This window comes from Pseudomonas sp. LS.1a (assembly GCF_022533585.1).
Classification (GTDB): domain Bacteria; phylum Pseudomonadota; class Gammaproteobacteria; order Pseudomonadales; family Pseudomonadaceae; genus Aquipseudomonas.
Genome location: NZ_CP092827.1, coordinates 2,308,569 through 2,322,786 on the forward strand (window position 1 = coordinate 2,308,569; position 14,218 = coordinate 2,322,786).

Consider the following 14,218-nt stretch of genomic DNA (forward strand, 5'->3'; position numbering starts at 1 on the left):
TGCCAAGAAATCCAAGAAACAGCCGCTCATCTGACCGAGGCGCGCTGTCTCGTCAGGTGGGCTGACGAGACAGAAGGCGCCAGGTATCCCTGCCAGACCACTTCCACTCTTCGCCCTGCTGACGCTGACTTTCGGTCAACATCAGGAGTTTTTGCATGTCGAATTTCCGTGGTATCTGGGTCGCCCTCGTCACGCCATTGCGCGCCAATGAAATCGACTTTACTGGCCTGGAAAAACTGGTGAAGAAGCTGCTCGAAGAGGGTGTCGCCGGTTTTGTGGTATGTGGCACCACGGGCGAAGCGGCGGCGCTGTCCAAGGCCGAGCAACTGGCCGTGCTGGACGCTGTGCTGGCCTGGGTGGAACCGGGCAGGGTGGTGATGGGCCTGTCGGGTTACAACCTGTGCGAACTGTTGGCCTTCCAGGCTGAAATCCAGCAGCGTGAAATTGGCGGGCTTCTGGTCCCTGCACCGTGCTACATCCGGCCTTCGCAGGCCGGCATCGAGGCGTTCTTCAGCACCGTGGCGGATGCCGCCAGCGTGCCGGTGATCGTCTACGACATTCCCTACCGTACCGGGGTACGCATCGAGCGTGAAACCCTGCGCCGCATCGTGCGCCACCCGCGCATTGCAGCGGTGAAGGACTGCAGCGGTGATAGCGAGACCACCATGGCCCTGATCCAGGACGGCCACGCCCAGGTGCTGGCCGGTGAGGACGTTCAGATCTTCAACAACCTGTGCCTGGGCGGTGCGGGGGCCATTTCGGCTTCGGCGCATGTGCGGGCTGACCTGTACGTGCGCATGTTGCAGCAGGTCGACCATGGCGACTGGCTAGCCGCGCGAGGGACGTTTTACCAGTTGCTGCCGTGGATGAAAATGGCCTTTGCCGAGCCTAACCCGGCCGTGATCAAGGCAGCATTGCAGATGCAAGACCTGATTGCTGACGAGCTGCGCGAGCCCATGCAGGCCTGCACGGAAACCACCCGGGGCAAGCTGCAAGGCGTGCTGGACTCACTCGGCGCCTGAGGCGGCTGCAGCACGTGGCCGCAAGGGCATTTCCATCGGCTGGTAGGTCAGTCCGGCGAACTCGCCCACTTCACCTGCCAGGTTGAAACCGTAGCGCTGGTAGGCCGGCACCGAAGACAACGATGCCCTGACGGTGACGATTTCAGCCCTGGCATGCTCAAGCGCGGCGCTCATGAGGCGCGCGCCGATGCCTTGACGTTGGCACCTTGGTGCAATGAACAGCATCGCCACGTGGCGGCCTTCCTTGAGTTCGATCAACCCCGTGATGACACCGTCCACGATGCACACCAGTATCAGGTTGTCGCCCTGCATGCGCTCGGCAAACGCCAGGGGCGCGGCCACCCTGGTGAAGGTTTCGATGCCTTGTGCCGACAGCGAGGGCGCGACCGCCTGCATGAAGGCATCCAGGCACACGGCGCTGGCATGGGTGAGGTCGTCAGGGGTGAGTTTGCGTATTTGCATGGCAGTCGTCCGTGTCTGGTATTGTCCTGTTGCCAACTTTAGCCTGTTACTGGATCAAGGAGAGAGCCATGACGACTTCACCGGAAAAGATCCTTTTCCTGCCCGGCGCCTCTGGCAACGTTGCCTTCTGGCACCCGGCCGCCGCGGCGATGAGTACGCCAGCAATCGTCCGGCACCTGGGCTGGCCCGGTTTCGGCAACGTACCAGCCAACCCGAATGTTTCCTGCCTGCAGCACCTCGCAGCCCTTGCCCTTGGCGAAGTCGACAGGCCCACGGCCTTGGTGGCGCAGTCCATGGGTGGGGTGGTTGCGGTGCTCCTTGCGCTGGAGCGCCCAGCGTTGATTACGCACCTGGTCCTGAGCGTGACTTCAGGCGGCATGGACCTTTCTGCCTTTGGTGCTGCTGACTGGCGTGCAGAATTCGAAGCGGAGAACCCCAAGCTGCCGCGCTGGTTTCTCGATGACCGCACTGATCTGACGGCGCGCCTCTGCGAGCTGCGCATGCCTGTACTGCTGTTATGGGGAGGTTCAGACCCGATCAGCCCTGTCGCTGTTGGCGAGTGCTTGATGCAGTTGATACCAAACGCCAGCCTGCAGGTGTTTGCCGATGCCGGCCATGACCTTGGCCATAGCCATGCCGAAGCGGTCGCGCGCCTGATTGACGCGCACCTTGCTTCCTGACGGTCGTTTCAAGCTGCCGTAGCCACGACCGGCCTGGCCTCGCCGATCAGGATATCCTCGAAAAACGCTCCGACCGGCTCGGTAGGGTGGCACAACTGAATCTCCAGCACCCACACCACCTCGCTCGGGACGATTTCCACCTCGGCCAGTTTGTCCTGCCCATACAGTACATGCGGGAAGTCGGCGATGCGATGCCCAGCCAGGTTGCGTTCCAGCTGCCAGCCTTTCGCCTGGGCACTGCGCTCGGCGAAGTCATACAGCTCGCGCCCGGTCAGGCCACGCCCCCAGGCCTGGCGGGTTTCGTCGAACACTTCATGCAGTGCCTTGACGCAGGCGTGGTGCAGGTCGTGCTGGCCAAACACGAAGGTGTCGCCATAGTCGCCTTCATAGCCATCCCATACCGGGCCGACATCGACCACGACGATATCCGTGGTACGTAATACGCGTTGCAGATCAATACCTTGGCGCGGCGTGCGCACGGTGTCGTCGCCAAAACGGATGTAGGTCGGGTGCCAGGTGTGCGATGCGCCCATCGCCTGCAAGGTCTGTGCGGCCATCTCCAGCGCCTGGGCAGTGGTCATCCCGACTTGTAGCTGGCTGGCGATCGCCGCCACGGCCCGTACCGATTGCTCGCGGGCCGCGAGCATGCCGTCCAGCGAGTAGCGCGAGCCGACTTTTTCCAGCACCGGGTGCAATGGGTTGGTCGTTGAAGCCTCGGGCACCAGTGCGCCGCTGGCAACGAAAGCCTCGGCGACAAAGCGATGGGGCTGCAGGCCTGCCGCGAGGCACTGCTCGCGAGCCTGGCTGATCATCGCGGCATTACCGCAGGCATAGACCTGGGTGTCGGCCCAGCGATGGGCCTGGGCCAGCGCCACCTGCTGCACCCGCGCCTGGTCCGACAGCACCGGGTGCCAGTGAAAGTGAGCGTGTGCACGGCAGGCCTGGTCGAGAAATTCACGGTCATAGAAGTCTGCGTTCGATCTGCCGCCCCAGTACAACGTGACCTCGGCATCACCTGCCAGGGCGGTCAGCAGCAATGGCTTGATGCCGGCGTAACCTGTACCGGTGGCGAACAGCACCAGGGGGCGTTGGTCCTCATGCTGCCAGGTGCAGGCACCCACCGGTCCTTCAAGCTTCAAGGTGTCACCTGCTTGCAGGGTTGGCAGCAGGTGTTCGGTAAACAGGCCGCCACTGACCTTGCGGATGTGAAACACCAGTTGCCCCTGGTCCTGGGCGGGCAGGTTGGCGATGGAAAAACAGCGGCTGTCGCCGTTGTCGAGCCGAAAGCGTACGTACTGGCCAGCCCGTACCACCAATGGCTGTGCAGGCTGCAGCACCAGTTCGACGATATCGGCGCTCAGTTCGCGTTTGCCGCGGACCTGTGCCTGGAGTTCCAGTGCCGGGGTTTCCAGGGACCAGCCGGGAATTTCCAGGCACATATCACTGCAGGCGTGGCTCTGGCACAGCAACATTTCGTCGGCTGCCAGGGGGTAGCAGGGCGCGGGCGTGTCTGCTGCCCGCTGCTTGTCCCGATACTGCCCCGACACCACCTTGACCTTGCACGATCCACAGGCGCCGCGGCGGCAGGAGAAGGGTACCGGCAGGCCGCTGGCGAGCATGGCATCGAGCAGCAACTCCTGGCTGGCGTCGAAGGTTTTGCCCGAGGGCGACAATTCAATGACATGGCGGTTTTGCATGAGCACCTCGGGGCAAATGGAGGTTCGATTGTTGCTATAGTCCAGGACCAGTAGAACCTCCAGTTTTGGTTAATTCACATGGTCCAGCTTCGCAAATGGCAGCCGCTGCTCAAGCTCGACGGGGCGCAGCCGCAGGCTTCGTACAGGCAGATTGTCGAGGGCCTGGTCGCCGCGATCACCGAGGGCCGCCTGCGCCCCGGCACGCCGTTACCCGGCACGCGGGAAATGGCGCAACTGCTGAACGTCAATCGCAAGACGGTGATCCTCGCCTACGAGGAAGCCGAGACCAAAGGCTGGCTGGAAAGCGTGCAACGCCGCGGCACCTTCGTCAGTCGGCAACTGGCAGTTGGCACCCTGCCCGAGCCCGATGCAGCGCGGCCCTTTGCCCTGGTGCTGCCAGAGGAGCCTGCCGTTGCCTACTTCACGGCCAACGAACAGGCTGCCGCGCAGCAGCATCGGCCGGGTGCGCTGTTTTTCGACAACGGCGCCTGTGACCACCGCCTGCTGCCGCAGACCGTTCTGCACCGCTATTACCGTAATGCCTTGCGCAACAGCTTCACCGCCAACACCGTGCGCCATGGCAGCGCGTGCAGCAGCCATTACCTGCGCAGCGCCTTGGCCGACATGCTGCGGCACAATCGCAGCCTGAACGTTGGCGCCGAGCATATCTGCCTGACCCAGGGCGTGCAGATGTCGCTGTACCTGGTGGCCAGCGTGCTGCTCAAGCCCGGTGACGTTGTGCTGGTCGAGCGCTTGAGCTATCCGCCCGCGTGGGAGATCTTCCGCCAGCTGGGTGCCCGGCTGGTCACCGTGGACCTAGATGACGAGGGCTGCCGGGTCGACCAGATCGATGCACTGTGCCGGCTGCACAAGGTGCGCATGCTGTACATCACACCCCATCACCAGTTCCCGACCACGGTCAGCCTGCCTGCCGGGCGCCGGCAGCAGTTGCTGGAGCTGGCGCGGCAGCACGACTTTTGCGTGGTCGAGGAAGACTACGACCATGAGTACCACTTTGCCGGGCGGCCTTACCTGCCGCTGGCCAGCGACCGTCAGCAGCGGCATGTGATCTACATTGGTTCATTGTCCAAGTCCTTGGGCAGTACCTTCCGTTGCAGTTTCATCGTGGCGCCGGCGGAGGTGGCCGTGGTGCTCGAGCGCAGGGCGACGCTGACCCTGGGGCAGGGCGATGCGGTGATGCAGCAGATGCTGGCGGACCTGATCAATGATGGCGAGCTGAAGAAGCACTTGCGTCGGGTTGCGCGGGAGTATCGTCAGCGTCGGGAGACCCTGTTGGCTTGCTTGCGCGATGCCTTTGGCGAGCAGGTAGCTGTAAAGGCACCGGAAGGCGGGCTGGCGCTGTGGGTGAGGTTTGCCGACTCGATCGATGTGGACCAACTGGTTGGCAAAGCGCTGGCGTTGGACCTGGTGGTACGCAGTGGCCGGCAGTTTTCGCCGTTCGGTCATGCGGAAAATGCCTTGCGCCTGGGGTTTGCCTCGCTGGACATGGATGAAATCCGGCTGGCTACGCAACGTTTGGCGCAAGCGGCGAAGGCGATTGCAACATCGGCCCTGTAGGCGCAACGGTCTTGCTCAAGCTCTAAAAGCTAGCGCAGTCCCTGTGGGAGATGGCCCAGCCCTTTGGGCTGCGCTGTCGCGTAGATAACTGAAATCGCAAGCAGTCCGCGTACCCTGTGGGAGCGGCTTTAGCCGCGAAGAATCCAACGCGGTGCATGGCACCGGCTGCGCCGGTGTTCGCGGCTAAAGCCGCTCCCACAGGTATGGTGCAGGTTTCGGGTACCCTCGGTTCCTGTGGGAGCGGGCATGCCCGCGAACACCGGCAACGCCGGTGCCATCCACCGCGTTACCTGATCAGGCTTGAGCGGGCTATTTGCGCTGCCACACCTAGCCTTGTTCGCTGACCACCCAGGGCCTGTCCGCGGCATCGATAAGCACTTCACCCAGCGCTGCGCAGGGTTGTGGTCAAGCCAGTGCGCCTGCCCAGCGAGCACCTGCTCGGCAAGCGCGGTCAGCCGCAACGGCCGTTGTGTCCAAGACAGGTCGAGCAGGCCGTAGTGGCGGAATGCATTGATGGCGGGCATGCCAACTCCTTTGGGCTCTGTCCGCCGACAAAGCATCGACTTCCTCGGCCGATGAGGATAGCCTCGGCGCAATGCTGCCGAGCAGCCAATAGAAAAATCATCGCCATGCCTGCAGGTTTTCCCGGGTTGCCCTCACTCAATGCGTTACGGGTGTTCGAAGTGGTGGCGCGTCACTTGAACTTCCGCCTGGCCGCCGAGGAGCTCGGCGTCACCCAAGCCGCCGTTGCCCAGCAGATTCGTGGGCTGGAGGCCGGTCTGGAGGTTCGCCTGTTCGAGCGTTTGCCGCGCGGCCTAGGCCTGACCGATGCCGGGCATGCCTACAGCACCAGCGTGCGCAGTGCCTTGGCGATGATCGACGAGGCCACGCGGCTGTTGCGTCCGGCGCCCTCCCATCTCACGGTCAGCGTAACGCCAACCTTTGCTTCGAAATGGCTGATCCCCAAGCTGGGGCACTTTGCCGAGCACAACCCCGAGATTGACTTGCGGGTGCTGGCCACCGACCGGCTTTCGCATTTTCATACCGATGGTGTGGACCTGGCCGTGCGTTATGGCCAGCCGCCGTTCGGTGCCGGGCTGAACGCCGAGTTGCTGATGGAGCCGCCGGTGGTCGCGGTGGCGAGCCCGGCGTTGTTGGCAGACGTGGGCTGGCCTGAGGGTTTTGCCGCCTTGCAGCGTTATGTGGCATTGCACGATGCGCACAACTTCTGGCCGCAGTTCTGCGCTGCGGTGTTCCCTGGCCACCCGACGCCCACGGCGAAGACCGTGCGCTTCAACCAGACCTCGCTGGCCATCGAAGCTGCCATAGGCGGGCAGGGCATTACATTGGCCAGCCATGCCTTCGTCAGCAACGATATCGCCGCCGGCCGGCTGGTGCAGGTGTTCCCCCAGCAACTGCGGCTGGACAAGGCGTTCTACCTGGTATGGCCGCGCAAGGGGCAGCCGCCAGCGGCCCTGCAAATCGTCAGGGCGTGGCTCAAGGCTCAGGCTGACGAAAGAAAAACTACTGGCTAGACGAAGTCCGGCTGCCTCCCTGCGCACCTGTGTGGCTGCTAGTGTGAATGCACTTGCAAACACAGGGTTCCATCGCCGAAGGAGGCAATATGTCTGTGCAAAAGGTAGCAATCATCACCGCCGGTGGCAGCGGCATGGGCGCAGCAGCGGCACGTCGCCTGGCTGCCGACGGCTTCAAGGTCGGCATCCTGTCGTCCTCGGGCAAGGGCGAAGCACTGGCCAAGGAGCTGGGTGGTATCGGTGTTACCGGCAGCAACCAGTCGGTCGAGGACTTGCAGCGCCTGGTGGATGCCGTGGTCGGGAAGTGGGGGCGCGTCGATGTGCTGGTCAACAGCGCCGGCCACGGCCCGCGCGCGCCGATCCTGGAGATCAGCGACGAAGACTGGCACAAGGGCATGGACACGTACCTGCTCAATGTTATCCGCCCGGCACGCCTGGTGACGCCAGTCATGCAACGGCAGAAGGGGGGAGTGATCATCAACATCTCTACCGCCTGGGCATTCGAACCCAACGAAATGTTCCCCACATCGGCGGTGTTCCGCTCGGGCCTGGCGGCGTTCAGCAAGATCTTCGCCGACACCTATGCCGTGGACAACGTGCGCATCAACAACGTATTGCCTGGCTGGATCGACAGCCTGCCGGCCACTGAGCAGCGGCGCGACAGCGTACCGCTCAGGCGCTATGGCACCAGCGAGGAAATTGCCGCCACCATTGCATTCCTGGCCAGCGACGGGGCTGCCTATATCACCGGGCAGAACATCAAGGTCGATGGTGGCCTGACGCGCAGCGTCTGACCGCCCTCAGTACGCAGCCGTCGGCAGCACGCCGTCGCCCTGGGCCTTGTGCGCGGCTTCTATCAGCTGCAGGTTGCGGCTGCGTAGTGCGTGATTGTTGCCAACACGCAGGTTGGAGCGCTGCGCCAGGGTTTCGGCCTGTTCGTACAACCCTTGCTGAAGGCGCAGGACGCCAAGGTAGTGCAGGGTTGCCGGGTTGTTCGGCTGAATGTGCAGCGCGCGCTCCAGGGTGGCTGCCGCCTGGTCCAGTTGGCCGTCGGCATACTGTTGCGAGGCGGTTTCGATCAGCACGGTCGAGGCATGGTTGCTGCGTGCCGGCGCGGAGCGCTCGCCGGCCAGTGCGCCTGGTGCCGTGATTGCGCTGAACAACAGGAGCAAGGCGGACAGAACAGGTGTGCTGGGCATCGGCGGTAGACTCGGCAGGGCTTGGGCAAACCCCTGGCTGGAGGGCAAGGGGATGCTATCGACCGAAGTGGAGCGTTGAAGTTCCCGCTTGGGCAATTTGTTGCCTGTTCCCCGCCCTTTGCCCTGGCAACATCTGTTCGGTTACCGCCCAAAACCGCATTCCGGCGCCTCAAGCCTGCGTCAGTACCTCCGATAGCAGCACACCCACCATCGAATCATCGACCAGAAGTGGTGCCAACAAGGAGTACTGCCCGCATGCTTGCCAACCTGAAGATCCGCACCGGAATGTTCTGGGTGTTGTCGCTGTTCAGTCTGACCCTGCTGTTTTCCACCGTCAGTGCCTGGCGTGCAGCGGTGGGTAGCGACCAGCAGATCACCGAACTGGACCAGACCGCGCACCAGTCGGACCGGTTGAACAATGCGTTGCTGATGGCGATTCGCGCCAGCGCCAATGTGTCCTCGGGCTTCATCGAGCAACTGGGTGGCCATGAGGAAAGTGCCAACAAGCGCATGGCGCTGTCGGTCGAGCTGAACGACAAGAGCCAGAAGCTGGTGGACGAGTTTGTCGAAAACGCCCGCGAGCCTGTACTGCACGCACTGGCAACCGCGCTGCAGGCCACCTATGGCGAGTACGCCAAGGCAGTCGCCGGGCAGCGTGAGGCAACCCGTCAACGTTCGCTTGAGCAGTATTTCAAGGTCAACACCGACGCCGGCAACGCCATGGGCCGGTTGCAGGCGCTGCGCCAGCAACTGGTCGGCGCGTTGAGTGAGCGCGGCCAGCAGATCATGCTGGAATCCGACCGGCGCCTGGCGCGCGCGCAGCTGCTGAGCCTGGCGCTGCTGGGCGTGACGCTGTTACTGGCGGCGCTGTGCTGGGCCTTTATTGCCCAGCGCGTGCTGCACCCGCTGCGCGAAGCCGGTCGGCACTTCCAGCGCATTGCCGGCGGCGACCTGAGCGTGCCGGTGCAGGGGCAGGGCAGCAACGAGATCGGCCAGCTGTTCCATGAGCTTGAGCGCATGCAGCAGAGCCAGCGCGACACCCTGGTGCAGATCAGCAGCTGTGCCGGGCAACTGGATGCAGCCGCCACGGCGCTGAATGCGGTCACCGAGGAAAGCGCCAACAACCTGCGCCAGCAGGGCCAGGAACTGGAGCAGGCCGCCACCGCTGTCACCGAGATGACCACAGCCGTGGAGGAGGTTGCGCGCAACGCCATCACCACCTCGCAGACCACCAGCGAATCCAACCAGCTGGCAGCGCAAAGCCGCCGGCAAGTCAGCGACAACATCGACGGCACCGAGGCCATGACGCGTGAGATCCAGGCCAGCAGCGCGCATCTGGAGCAACTGGTCGGGCAGGTGCGGGATATCGGCAAGGTGCTGGAGGTGATTCGCTCGGTGTCCGAGCAAACCAACCTGCTGGCGCTCAATGCCGCCATCGAGGCAGCCCGCGCGGGCGAGGCCGGGCGCGGCTTTGCGGTGGTGGCGGATGAGGTGCGTACGCTGGCCTACCGCACGCAACAGTCGACCCAGGAAATCGAGCAGATGATCGGGCGTGTGCAGGCGGGCACCGAAGCGGCCGTGGCCTCGATGCAGACCAGTACCAGCCGCGCCCAGTCGACGCTGGACGTGACCCTGGCCTCGGGGCAGGTGCTGGAGGGGATCTACAGTGCGATCGGCGAGATCAACGAGCGTAACCTGGTGATTGCCAGCGCAGCCGAAGAGCAGGCCCAGGTGGCGCGAGAGGTGGACCGCAACCTGCTGAACATTCGCGAGCTGTCGACATCCTCGGCAGCGGGGGCGCAGCAGACCAGTGAGGCGAGCAAGGCGTTGTCGCGGTTGGTGGGGGAGATGACGGCGTTGGTGGGGCGGTTCAGGGTTTGAGGTCAGGTGGGCATCAGGCTGTTGGGGGAGCAGTTGTCTTTACAAGGGCTTCCCCAGCCGAAGGAATGCGCCATGCCCGTTCTCATAGAACTGCACATAACTCATTGAGTTAGCAGGGACCCTGTGGGAGCGGCTTTAGCCGCGAACACCGGCGCAGCCGGTGCCATGCACCGCGTTGGATGCTTCGCGGCTGAAGCCGCTCCCACAGGTTCAGCGCCGCCCTTGAGGATTGTGCAGTGCCTGCAGGAGTGGCGTGCTTTCAGTTATCGATCATGCTTCGAAGAGGAGCGCCCGGCCTTGTTGTGCTCCTTGGAATGGGCAATGCCAGACTGGGTAGTACCACGGCCGTTGTCATCGTTGCGCAAGCTGCCATAGTGATTACCGCTCTCGCCATGGTTGCGCGTGGCCTTGCCGGCATGGTCACTCTCATAACCGGCGCCATTGCCGTTGATGCCACCCTTGCCGCCACCCTGCCCACCGCCGTTGCCACCACCTTTGGCATACGCGGAGCCGATCGGCGAGACATTGGCAGGCAACAATGCCGTTGCGCCGAGCGCCAGGGCACAAGTAAAGACGGCTACCAGGGTTTTTTTCATGTTTGTTCGCCTCCAGAAGGCGCAGGGGGAGCTTGGGTGCGGATAGGACATGAGGTTACCCTTCAAGTTCCGCTGGGTACTGCCCCGACTGCTCAGATCTCGACCTGAGTGCCAAGCTCGATCACCCGGTTCAGCGGCAGCTGGAAGTATTTGAGGTTGCTGTTGGCATTCTTCAGCAGGAAGGCAAACAGGTGCTCCCGCCAGCGGGCCATGCCCATCTGCTTGCCTGCAATGACCGTCTCCCGGCTGAGAAAATAGGTTGTGCGCATGGGGCCGAACTCCAGGTCCGCACGCTGGCAGCGGCTTAACGCCAACGGCACGTCGGGTTCCTCCATGAAACCGAAATGCAGGTTCACGCGGAAGAAACCGTCACCAAACGCCTCGATCTCAAAGCGCTTGCCAGCGCTGACTCGTGGCTCATCCTCGAACACGACGGTCAACAGCACCACCTGCTCATGCAGTACCTGGTTATGCAGCAGGTTGTGCAGCAAGGCGTGAGGCACCGCCTCGGGCCTGGCGGACAGGAACACCGCAGTACCGCCCACGCGGTGAGGCGGCTGGGCCTTGAGGCTGTTGATGAACAGGTCCAGCGGCAGCGAACTCTCGTCCAGTCGCTCGACGATGATCCTTCGTCCGCGCTTCCAGGTGGTCATCAGGACGAACAGCGCCAGGCCCGCAATCACCGGAAATGCACCGCCCTGGAGGATCTTCGGCGCATTGGCGGCAAAATACAGGCTGTCGACCAGCAGGAACGCCAGCAGCATCGGCACTGCCAGCCAGCGTGGTGCCTTCCACAACAACAGCACCACTGCCGAGGCCAGCAGCGTGGTGATCAGCATGGTCCCGGTCACGGCTACACCATAGGCTGCCGCAAGCGCCCCGGACGACTCGAAGCCGACCACCAGCAGCACCACGCCGACCATCAGCGCCCAGTTCACCATGCCGATGTAGATCTGCCCCTGCTCCTCACTGGAGGTGTGCTGGATGAACATGCGCGGTATGTACCCCAGCTGGATGGCCTGGTGCGTCAGCGAGAACGCACCGGAGATCACGGCCTGGGACGCGATGATGGTGGCCAGGGTGGCCAGCCCGACCATGGGCAGCAGGGCCCATTCGGGCGCCAGCAGATAAAACGGGTTGCGCACTGCCTGCGGGTCGCCGAGGATCAAGGCGCCCTGGCCGAAGTAGTTCAGCACCAGGCCGGGCAGCACCAGCATGAACCAGGCCCGGGCAATGGGTTTGCGGCCGAAGTGCCCCATATCGGCGTAGAGTGCTTCGGCGCCGGTCAGGGCCAGCACCACCGCGCCCAGAATCGCCACCCCCATGCCCGGGTGCAGCAGGAAGAACTTCACCGCCCAGAGCGGATTGAGCGCCTGCAGCACTTCCGGGCGCTGGACGATGCCGTGCAGGCCCAGTGCACCCAGCACGATGAACCACAGCACCATGATCGGCCCGAAGAGGATGCCGATGCGCGCGGTGCCGTGCTTCTGGATCAGGAACAGCGCCACCAGCACCACCACCGACAGCGGCACCACCCAGTGTTCGATACCGTCGAAGGCCAGTTGCAGCCCCTCGACGGCCGATAGCACGGAAATCGCCGGCGTGATCATGCTGTCGCCGTAGAACAGCGCGGCGCCGAACAGGCCGAGCAGCACCAGTATCCTGCCCAGCCGCTGGTAGGGCGCCGCCGCCCGATGCGCCAAGGCGGTCAGGGCCATGATGCCACCCTCGCCCTGGTTGTCGGCACGCAGGATGAACAGTACGTACTTCAGCGACACCACCCACAGCAACGACCAGAACACCAGGGACAGCACGCCCAGTACACCGGCGGTATTGGCCTGCACGCCGTAGTGCCCGGCGAACACTTCCTTGAGGGTGTACAGCGGGCTGGTGCCGATGTCGCCATACACCACGCCGACAGCGGCGACGAGCATGCCGATGGGGTTGGACTTGCCGGGAAGGGATTGGTTTGCGATGACGGTGGACTGGCTCACGAAAGGCTTCTCTGGACTGGCGGGTTGAAATGCATGCCATCCTTGAGCATCGCGCGCCCAGTATTCCTTCTGGCTGTCGGCTCAGCCGTAAAAAGAGCGTAAAAAATCAGCCTGCGCCCTGCTCAGGCAGATTGTGCCGCCAGGCTGTTGCTGACGTTGCGCCCCAGCACCAGCACCGTAGCGAAACCGCAGCCCACCAGGGCCGTGGCCAGACTCAACAGTACCGAGCTGCCCAACTGGTCGACGATCCGCCCGCCGAAGAACGAACCCAGCGCAATGATCACCTGGAACATGGCGACGAACAGCGGCATGCCACGTTCGACATCCTTGGGCGCGACGACGAACATCCAGATACTGGCGCAGGCCGGGAACGCACCGAAGGCGAAGCCCCACAACCCGATCAACATTGCGGCACCGGTCATGCCGGTGGCGAAGTGGGGGAACAGGGCGGTGCTGGTGCCGATCATCAGTGCGACCAGCAGCAGAGTGTGACGTACGCTGCGGTTGGCGGCGAAACCGGCGAAGATGTTGCCGAATACCCCGGCCACACCATAGAGCAGCAGCAACGAGCCAATGGTCGGCCCATCGAAGCCGGAGCTTTGTTTGAAGAACGGGGCGACATAGGTGTAAGCGGCAAAGTGCGCCAGGCCGATCAGCAACACGGCGATCAGGCCAACCCGCGCTTGTGGGTTGATGAACAGGGCCGGCAGGTCGCTGATGCGAATGGCCTTGTCCGGGTTGAGCCGCGGTAGCAACAGGATCTGCGCCAGCAGCACCGGTACGCCCAGTAGCGCGGTTACCAGGAAGGTCATGCGCCAGCCCATCAGGCCACTCAACCAGGTGCCTACCGGCACGCCCAGCACGGTGGCCAGGGTTACACCGACCATGATGATCGAGGTAGCCTGGGCTACGCCCACGCCCTTGGGCGCCAGGCGGCCGCTGAGGGCAATGGCCGTGGCCCAGAAACCGCCGATACTCACGCCCAGCAGTACGCGGCCGAACAGCAGCAGGCTGAAGTCACTGGCGTAGGCCACCACCGCGTTGGCGATGATCATGATCAGCGTCAAGCCGATCAGCAGGTAGCGACGGTCCAGGGCGCCAATGCCCACCGACAGCAATGGGGCGGCGAGGGCGGCCATGATGCCGGGCAGGGTAACCATCAGGCCGGCGTGGCCTGCACTTATGCCGAGGTCGCTGGCGACATCGTTGAGTACGCCCACCGGCAGAAACTCGCTGGTCACCAGGGCGAAGGCACCGACGGCGACGGAGAGAATGGCCAGCCACTGTTGGCTGACACTCTGTTGATCATGTTCGGGGCGGCCGCGAGGGGCCTGACTGGCACTTGGCATGGTATTGGATTCCAAGAGAGGGATGTCGCCTGAGGCAGGCGCAGGAGCGGGGGAAATGTGCTGGCGATTATAGGGGGTGGTTTTGCCGGGCCAACAGGCGGGGGGCTCGATAGTAATCATCAGCGCAATCGATGAAACGCCTTGCGCAGAGCACCCGCTGTTGGCCGGGGAGTTATGCTACAGGTTCCGCAAGCAGGTGTTGCGGAGGATGGCACGGGCTTCGCC

12 protein-coding genes are annotated in these 14,218 nt (G+C 63.6%); 6 read left to right on the forward strand and 6 right to left on the reverse strand.

Features of this window, described 5'->3' with window-relative positions; all coding sequences use genetic code 11:
• Positions 1 to 155 precede the first annotated feature (155 nt).
• On the forward strand, positions 156 to 1,022 hold the full coding sequence (dapA, locus tag MKK04_RS10570; protein WP_241106563.1) for a 4-hydroxy-tetrahydrodipicolinate synthase: 867 nt from the start codon (positions 156 to 158) through the stop codon (positions 1,020 to 1,022).
• Here the strand turns inward: dapA and MKK04_RS10575 are convergent.
• Entirely contained in the window at positions 1,008 to 1,484 is a 477-nt protein-coding gene (locus tag MKK04_RS10575) for a GNAT family N-acetyltransferase (protein ID WP_241106564.1), read from the reverse strand. The two genes, dapA and MKK04_RS10575, sit on opposite strands and share 15 nt — an antisense overlap.
• Positions 1,485 to 1,552: 68 nt before the next feature.
• On the opposite strand from MKK04_RS10575, the gene MKK04_RS10580 reads away from it, so the two are divergent.
• A complete protein-coding gene (locus MKK04_RS10580; protein ID WP_207830642.1) occupies positions 1,553 to 2,164 on the forward strand; it encodes an alpha/beta fold hydrolase in 612 nt (203 codons plus the stop codon).
• A gap of 8 nt (positions 2,165 to 2,172) precedes the next feature.
• On the opposite strand, the gene MKK04_RS10585 is transcribed toward MKK04_RS10580, so the two are convergent.
• Positions 2,173 to 3,861: a M24 family metallopeptidase gene (locus tag MKK04_RS10585; protein ID WP_241106565.1), complete on the reverse strand. Its 1,689-nt coding sequence runs from the start codon at positions 3,859 to 3,861 to the stop codon at positions 2,173 to 2,175.
• 78 nt (positions 3,862 to 3,939) lie between these two features.
• On the opposite strand from MKK04_RS10585, the gene pdxR reads away from it, so the two are divergent.
• From pdxR to MKK04_RS10600, 3 genes are all read left to right on the forward strand, one after another.
• Entirely contained in the window at positions 3,940 to 5,439 is a 1,500-nt protein-coding gene (gene pdxR / locus MKK04_RS10590) for a MocR-like pyridoxine biosynthesis transcription factor PdxR (protein WP_241106566.1), read from the forward strand.
• Between the two features lie 629 nt (positions 5,440 to 6,068).
• Positions 6,069 to 6,974, forward strand: a complete 906-nt coding sequence (locus MKK04_RS10595; RefSeq protein ID WP_233694905.1) for a LysR substrate-binding domain-containing protein — start codon at positions 6,069 to 6,071, stop codon at positions 6,972 to 6,974.
• Between the two features lie 89 nt (positions 6,975 to 7,063).
• Entirely contained in the window at positions 7,064 to 7,768 is a 705-nt protein-coding gene (locus MKK04_RS10600) for an SDR family oxidoreductase (protein ID WP_207830411.1), read from the forward strand.
• Positions 7,769 to 7,774: 6 nt separating this feature from the next.
• Here MKK04_RS10600 and MKK04_RS10605 read toward each other — a convergent pair whose 3' ends face one another.
• Positions 7,775 to 8,173 carry a tetratricopeptide repeat protein gene (locus MKK04_RS10605; protein WP_063913598.1) on the reverse strand — a complete coding sequence of 133 codons (399 nt, stop codon included), beginning with the start codon at positions 8,171 to 8,173 and terminating at the stop codon, positions 7,775 to 7,777.
• 255 nt (positions 8,174 to 8,428) lie between these two features.
• Here MKK04_RS10605 and MKK04_RS10610 point away from each other — a divergent pair, with 255 nt between their 5' ends.
• Positions 8,429 to 10,054 carry a methyl-accepting chemotaxis protein gene (locus MKK04_RS10610; protein WP_233694906.1) on the forward strand — a complete coding sequence of 542 codons (1,626 nt, stop codon included), beginning with the start codon at positions 8,429 to 8,431 and terminating at the stop codon, positions 10,052 to 10,054.
• Between the two features lie 263 nt (positions 10,055 to 10,317).
• Here MKK04_RS10610 and MKK04_RS10615 read toward each other — a convergent pair whose 3' ends face one another.
• The 3 genes from MKK04_RS10615 to MKK04_RS10625 form a co-directional block, all read right to left on the reverse strand.
• Positions 10,318 to 10,650: a hypothetical protein gene (locus tag MKK04_RS10615; RefSeq protein ID WP_233688243.1), complete on the reverse strand. Its 333-nt coding sequence runs from the start codon at positions 10,648 to 10,650 to the stop codon at positions 10,318 to 10,320.
• 92 nt (positions 10,651 to 10,742) lie between these two features.
• Positions 10,743 to 12,584, reverse strand: a complete 1,842-nt coding sequence (locus MKK04_RS10620; RefSeq protein ID WP_233688269.1) for a potassium transporter Kup — start codon at positions 12,582 to 12,584, stop codon at positions 10,743 to 10,745.
• 182 nt (positions 12,585 to 12,766) lie between these two features.
• The gene (locus tag MKK04_RS10625; RefSeq protein ID WP_207830397.1) at positions 12,767 to 13,993 is read right to left on the reverse strand and encodes an MFS transporter; all 1,227 of its coding nucleotides are present in this window, start codon (positions 13,991 to 13,993) and stop codon (positions 12,767 to 12,769) included.
• Positions 13,994 to 14,218 lie beyond the last annotated feature (225 nt).

Excerpts from the sequence above, each read along its gene's own strand:
- MKK04_RS10615 (WP_233688243.1), bottom strand. The coding sequence starts at position 10,650 with ATGAAAAAAACCCTGGTAGCCGTCTTTACTTGTGCCCTGGCGCTCGGC.
- MKK04_RS10610 (WP_233694906.1), top strand. The coding sequence starts at position 8,429 with ATGCTTGCCAACCTGAAGATCCGCACCGGAATGTTCTGGGTGTTGTCG.
- MKK04_RS10625 (WP_207830397.1), bottom strand. The coding sequence starts at position 13,993 with ATGCCAAGTGCCAGTCAGGCCCCTCGCGGCCGCCCCGAACATGATCAA.
- MKK04_RS10575 (WP_241106564.1), bottom strand. The coding sequence starts at position 1,484 with ATGCAAATACGCAAACTCACCCCTGACGACCTCACCCATGCCAGCGCC.
- MKK04_RS10620 (WP_233688269.1), bottom strand. The coding sequence starts at position 12,584 with ATGCTCGTCGCCGCTGTCGGCGTGGTGTATGGCGACATCGGCACCAGC.
- pdxR (WP_241106566.1), top strand. The coding sequence starts at position 3,940 with ATGGTCCAGCTTCGCAAATGGCAGCCGCTGCTCAAGCTCGACGGGGCG.
- MKK04_RS10585 (WP_241106565.1), bottom strand. The coding sequence starts at position 3,861 with ATGCAAAACCGCCATGTCATTGAATTGTCGCCCTCGGGCAAAACCTTC.
- MKK04_RS10600 (WP_207830411.1), top strand. The coding sequence starts at position 7,064 with ATGTCTGTGCAAAAGGTAGCAATCATCACCGCCGGTGGCAGCGGCATG.
- MKK04_RS10605 (WP_063913598.1), bottom strand. The coding sequence starts at position 8,173 with ATGCCCAGCACACCTGTTCTGTCCGCCTTGCTCCTGTTGTTCAGCGCA.
- dapA (WP_241106563.1), top strand. The coding sequence starts at position 156 with ATGTCGAATTTCCGTGGTATCTGGGTCGCCCTCGTCACGCCATTGCGC.
- MKK04_RS10595 (WP_233694905.1), top strand. The coding sequence starts at position 6,069 with ATGCCTGCAGGTTTTCCCGGGTTGCCCTCACTCAATGCGTTACGGGTG.
- MKK04_RS10580 (WP_207830642.1), top strand. The coding sequence starts at position 1,553 with ATGACGACTTCACCGGAAAAGATCCTTTTCCTGCCCGGCGCCTCTGGC.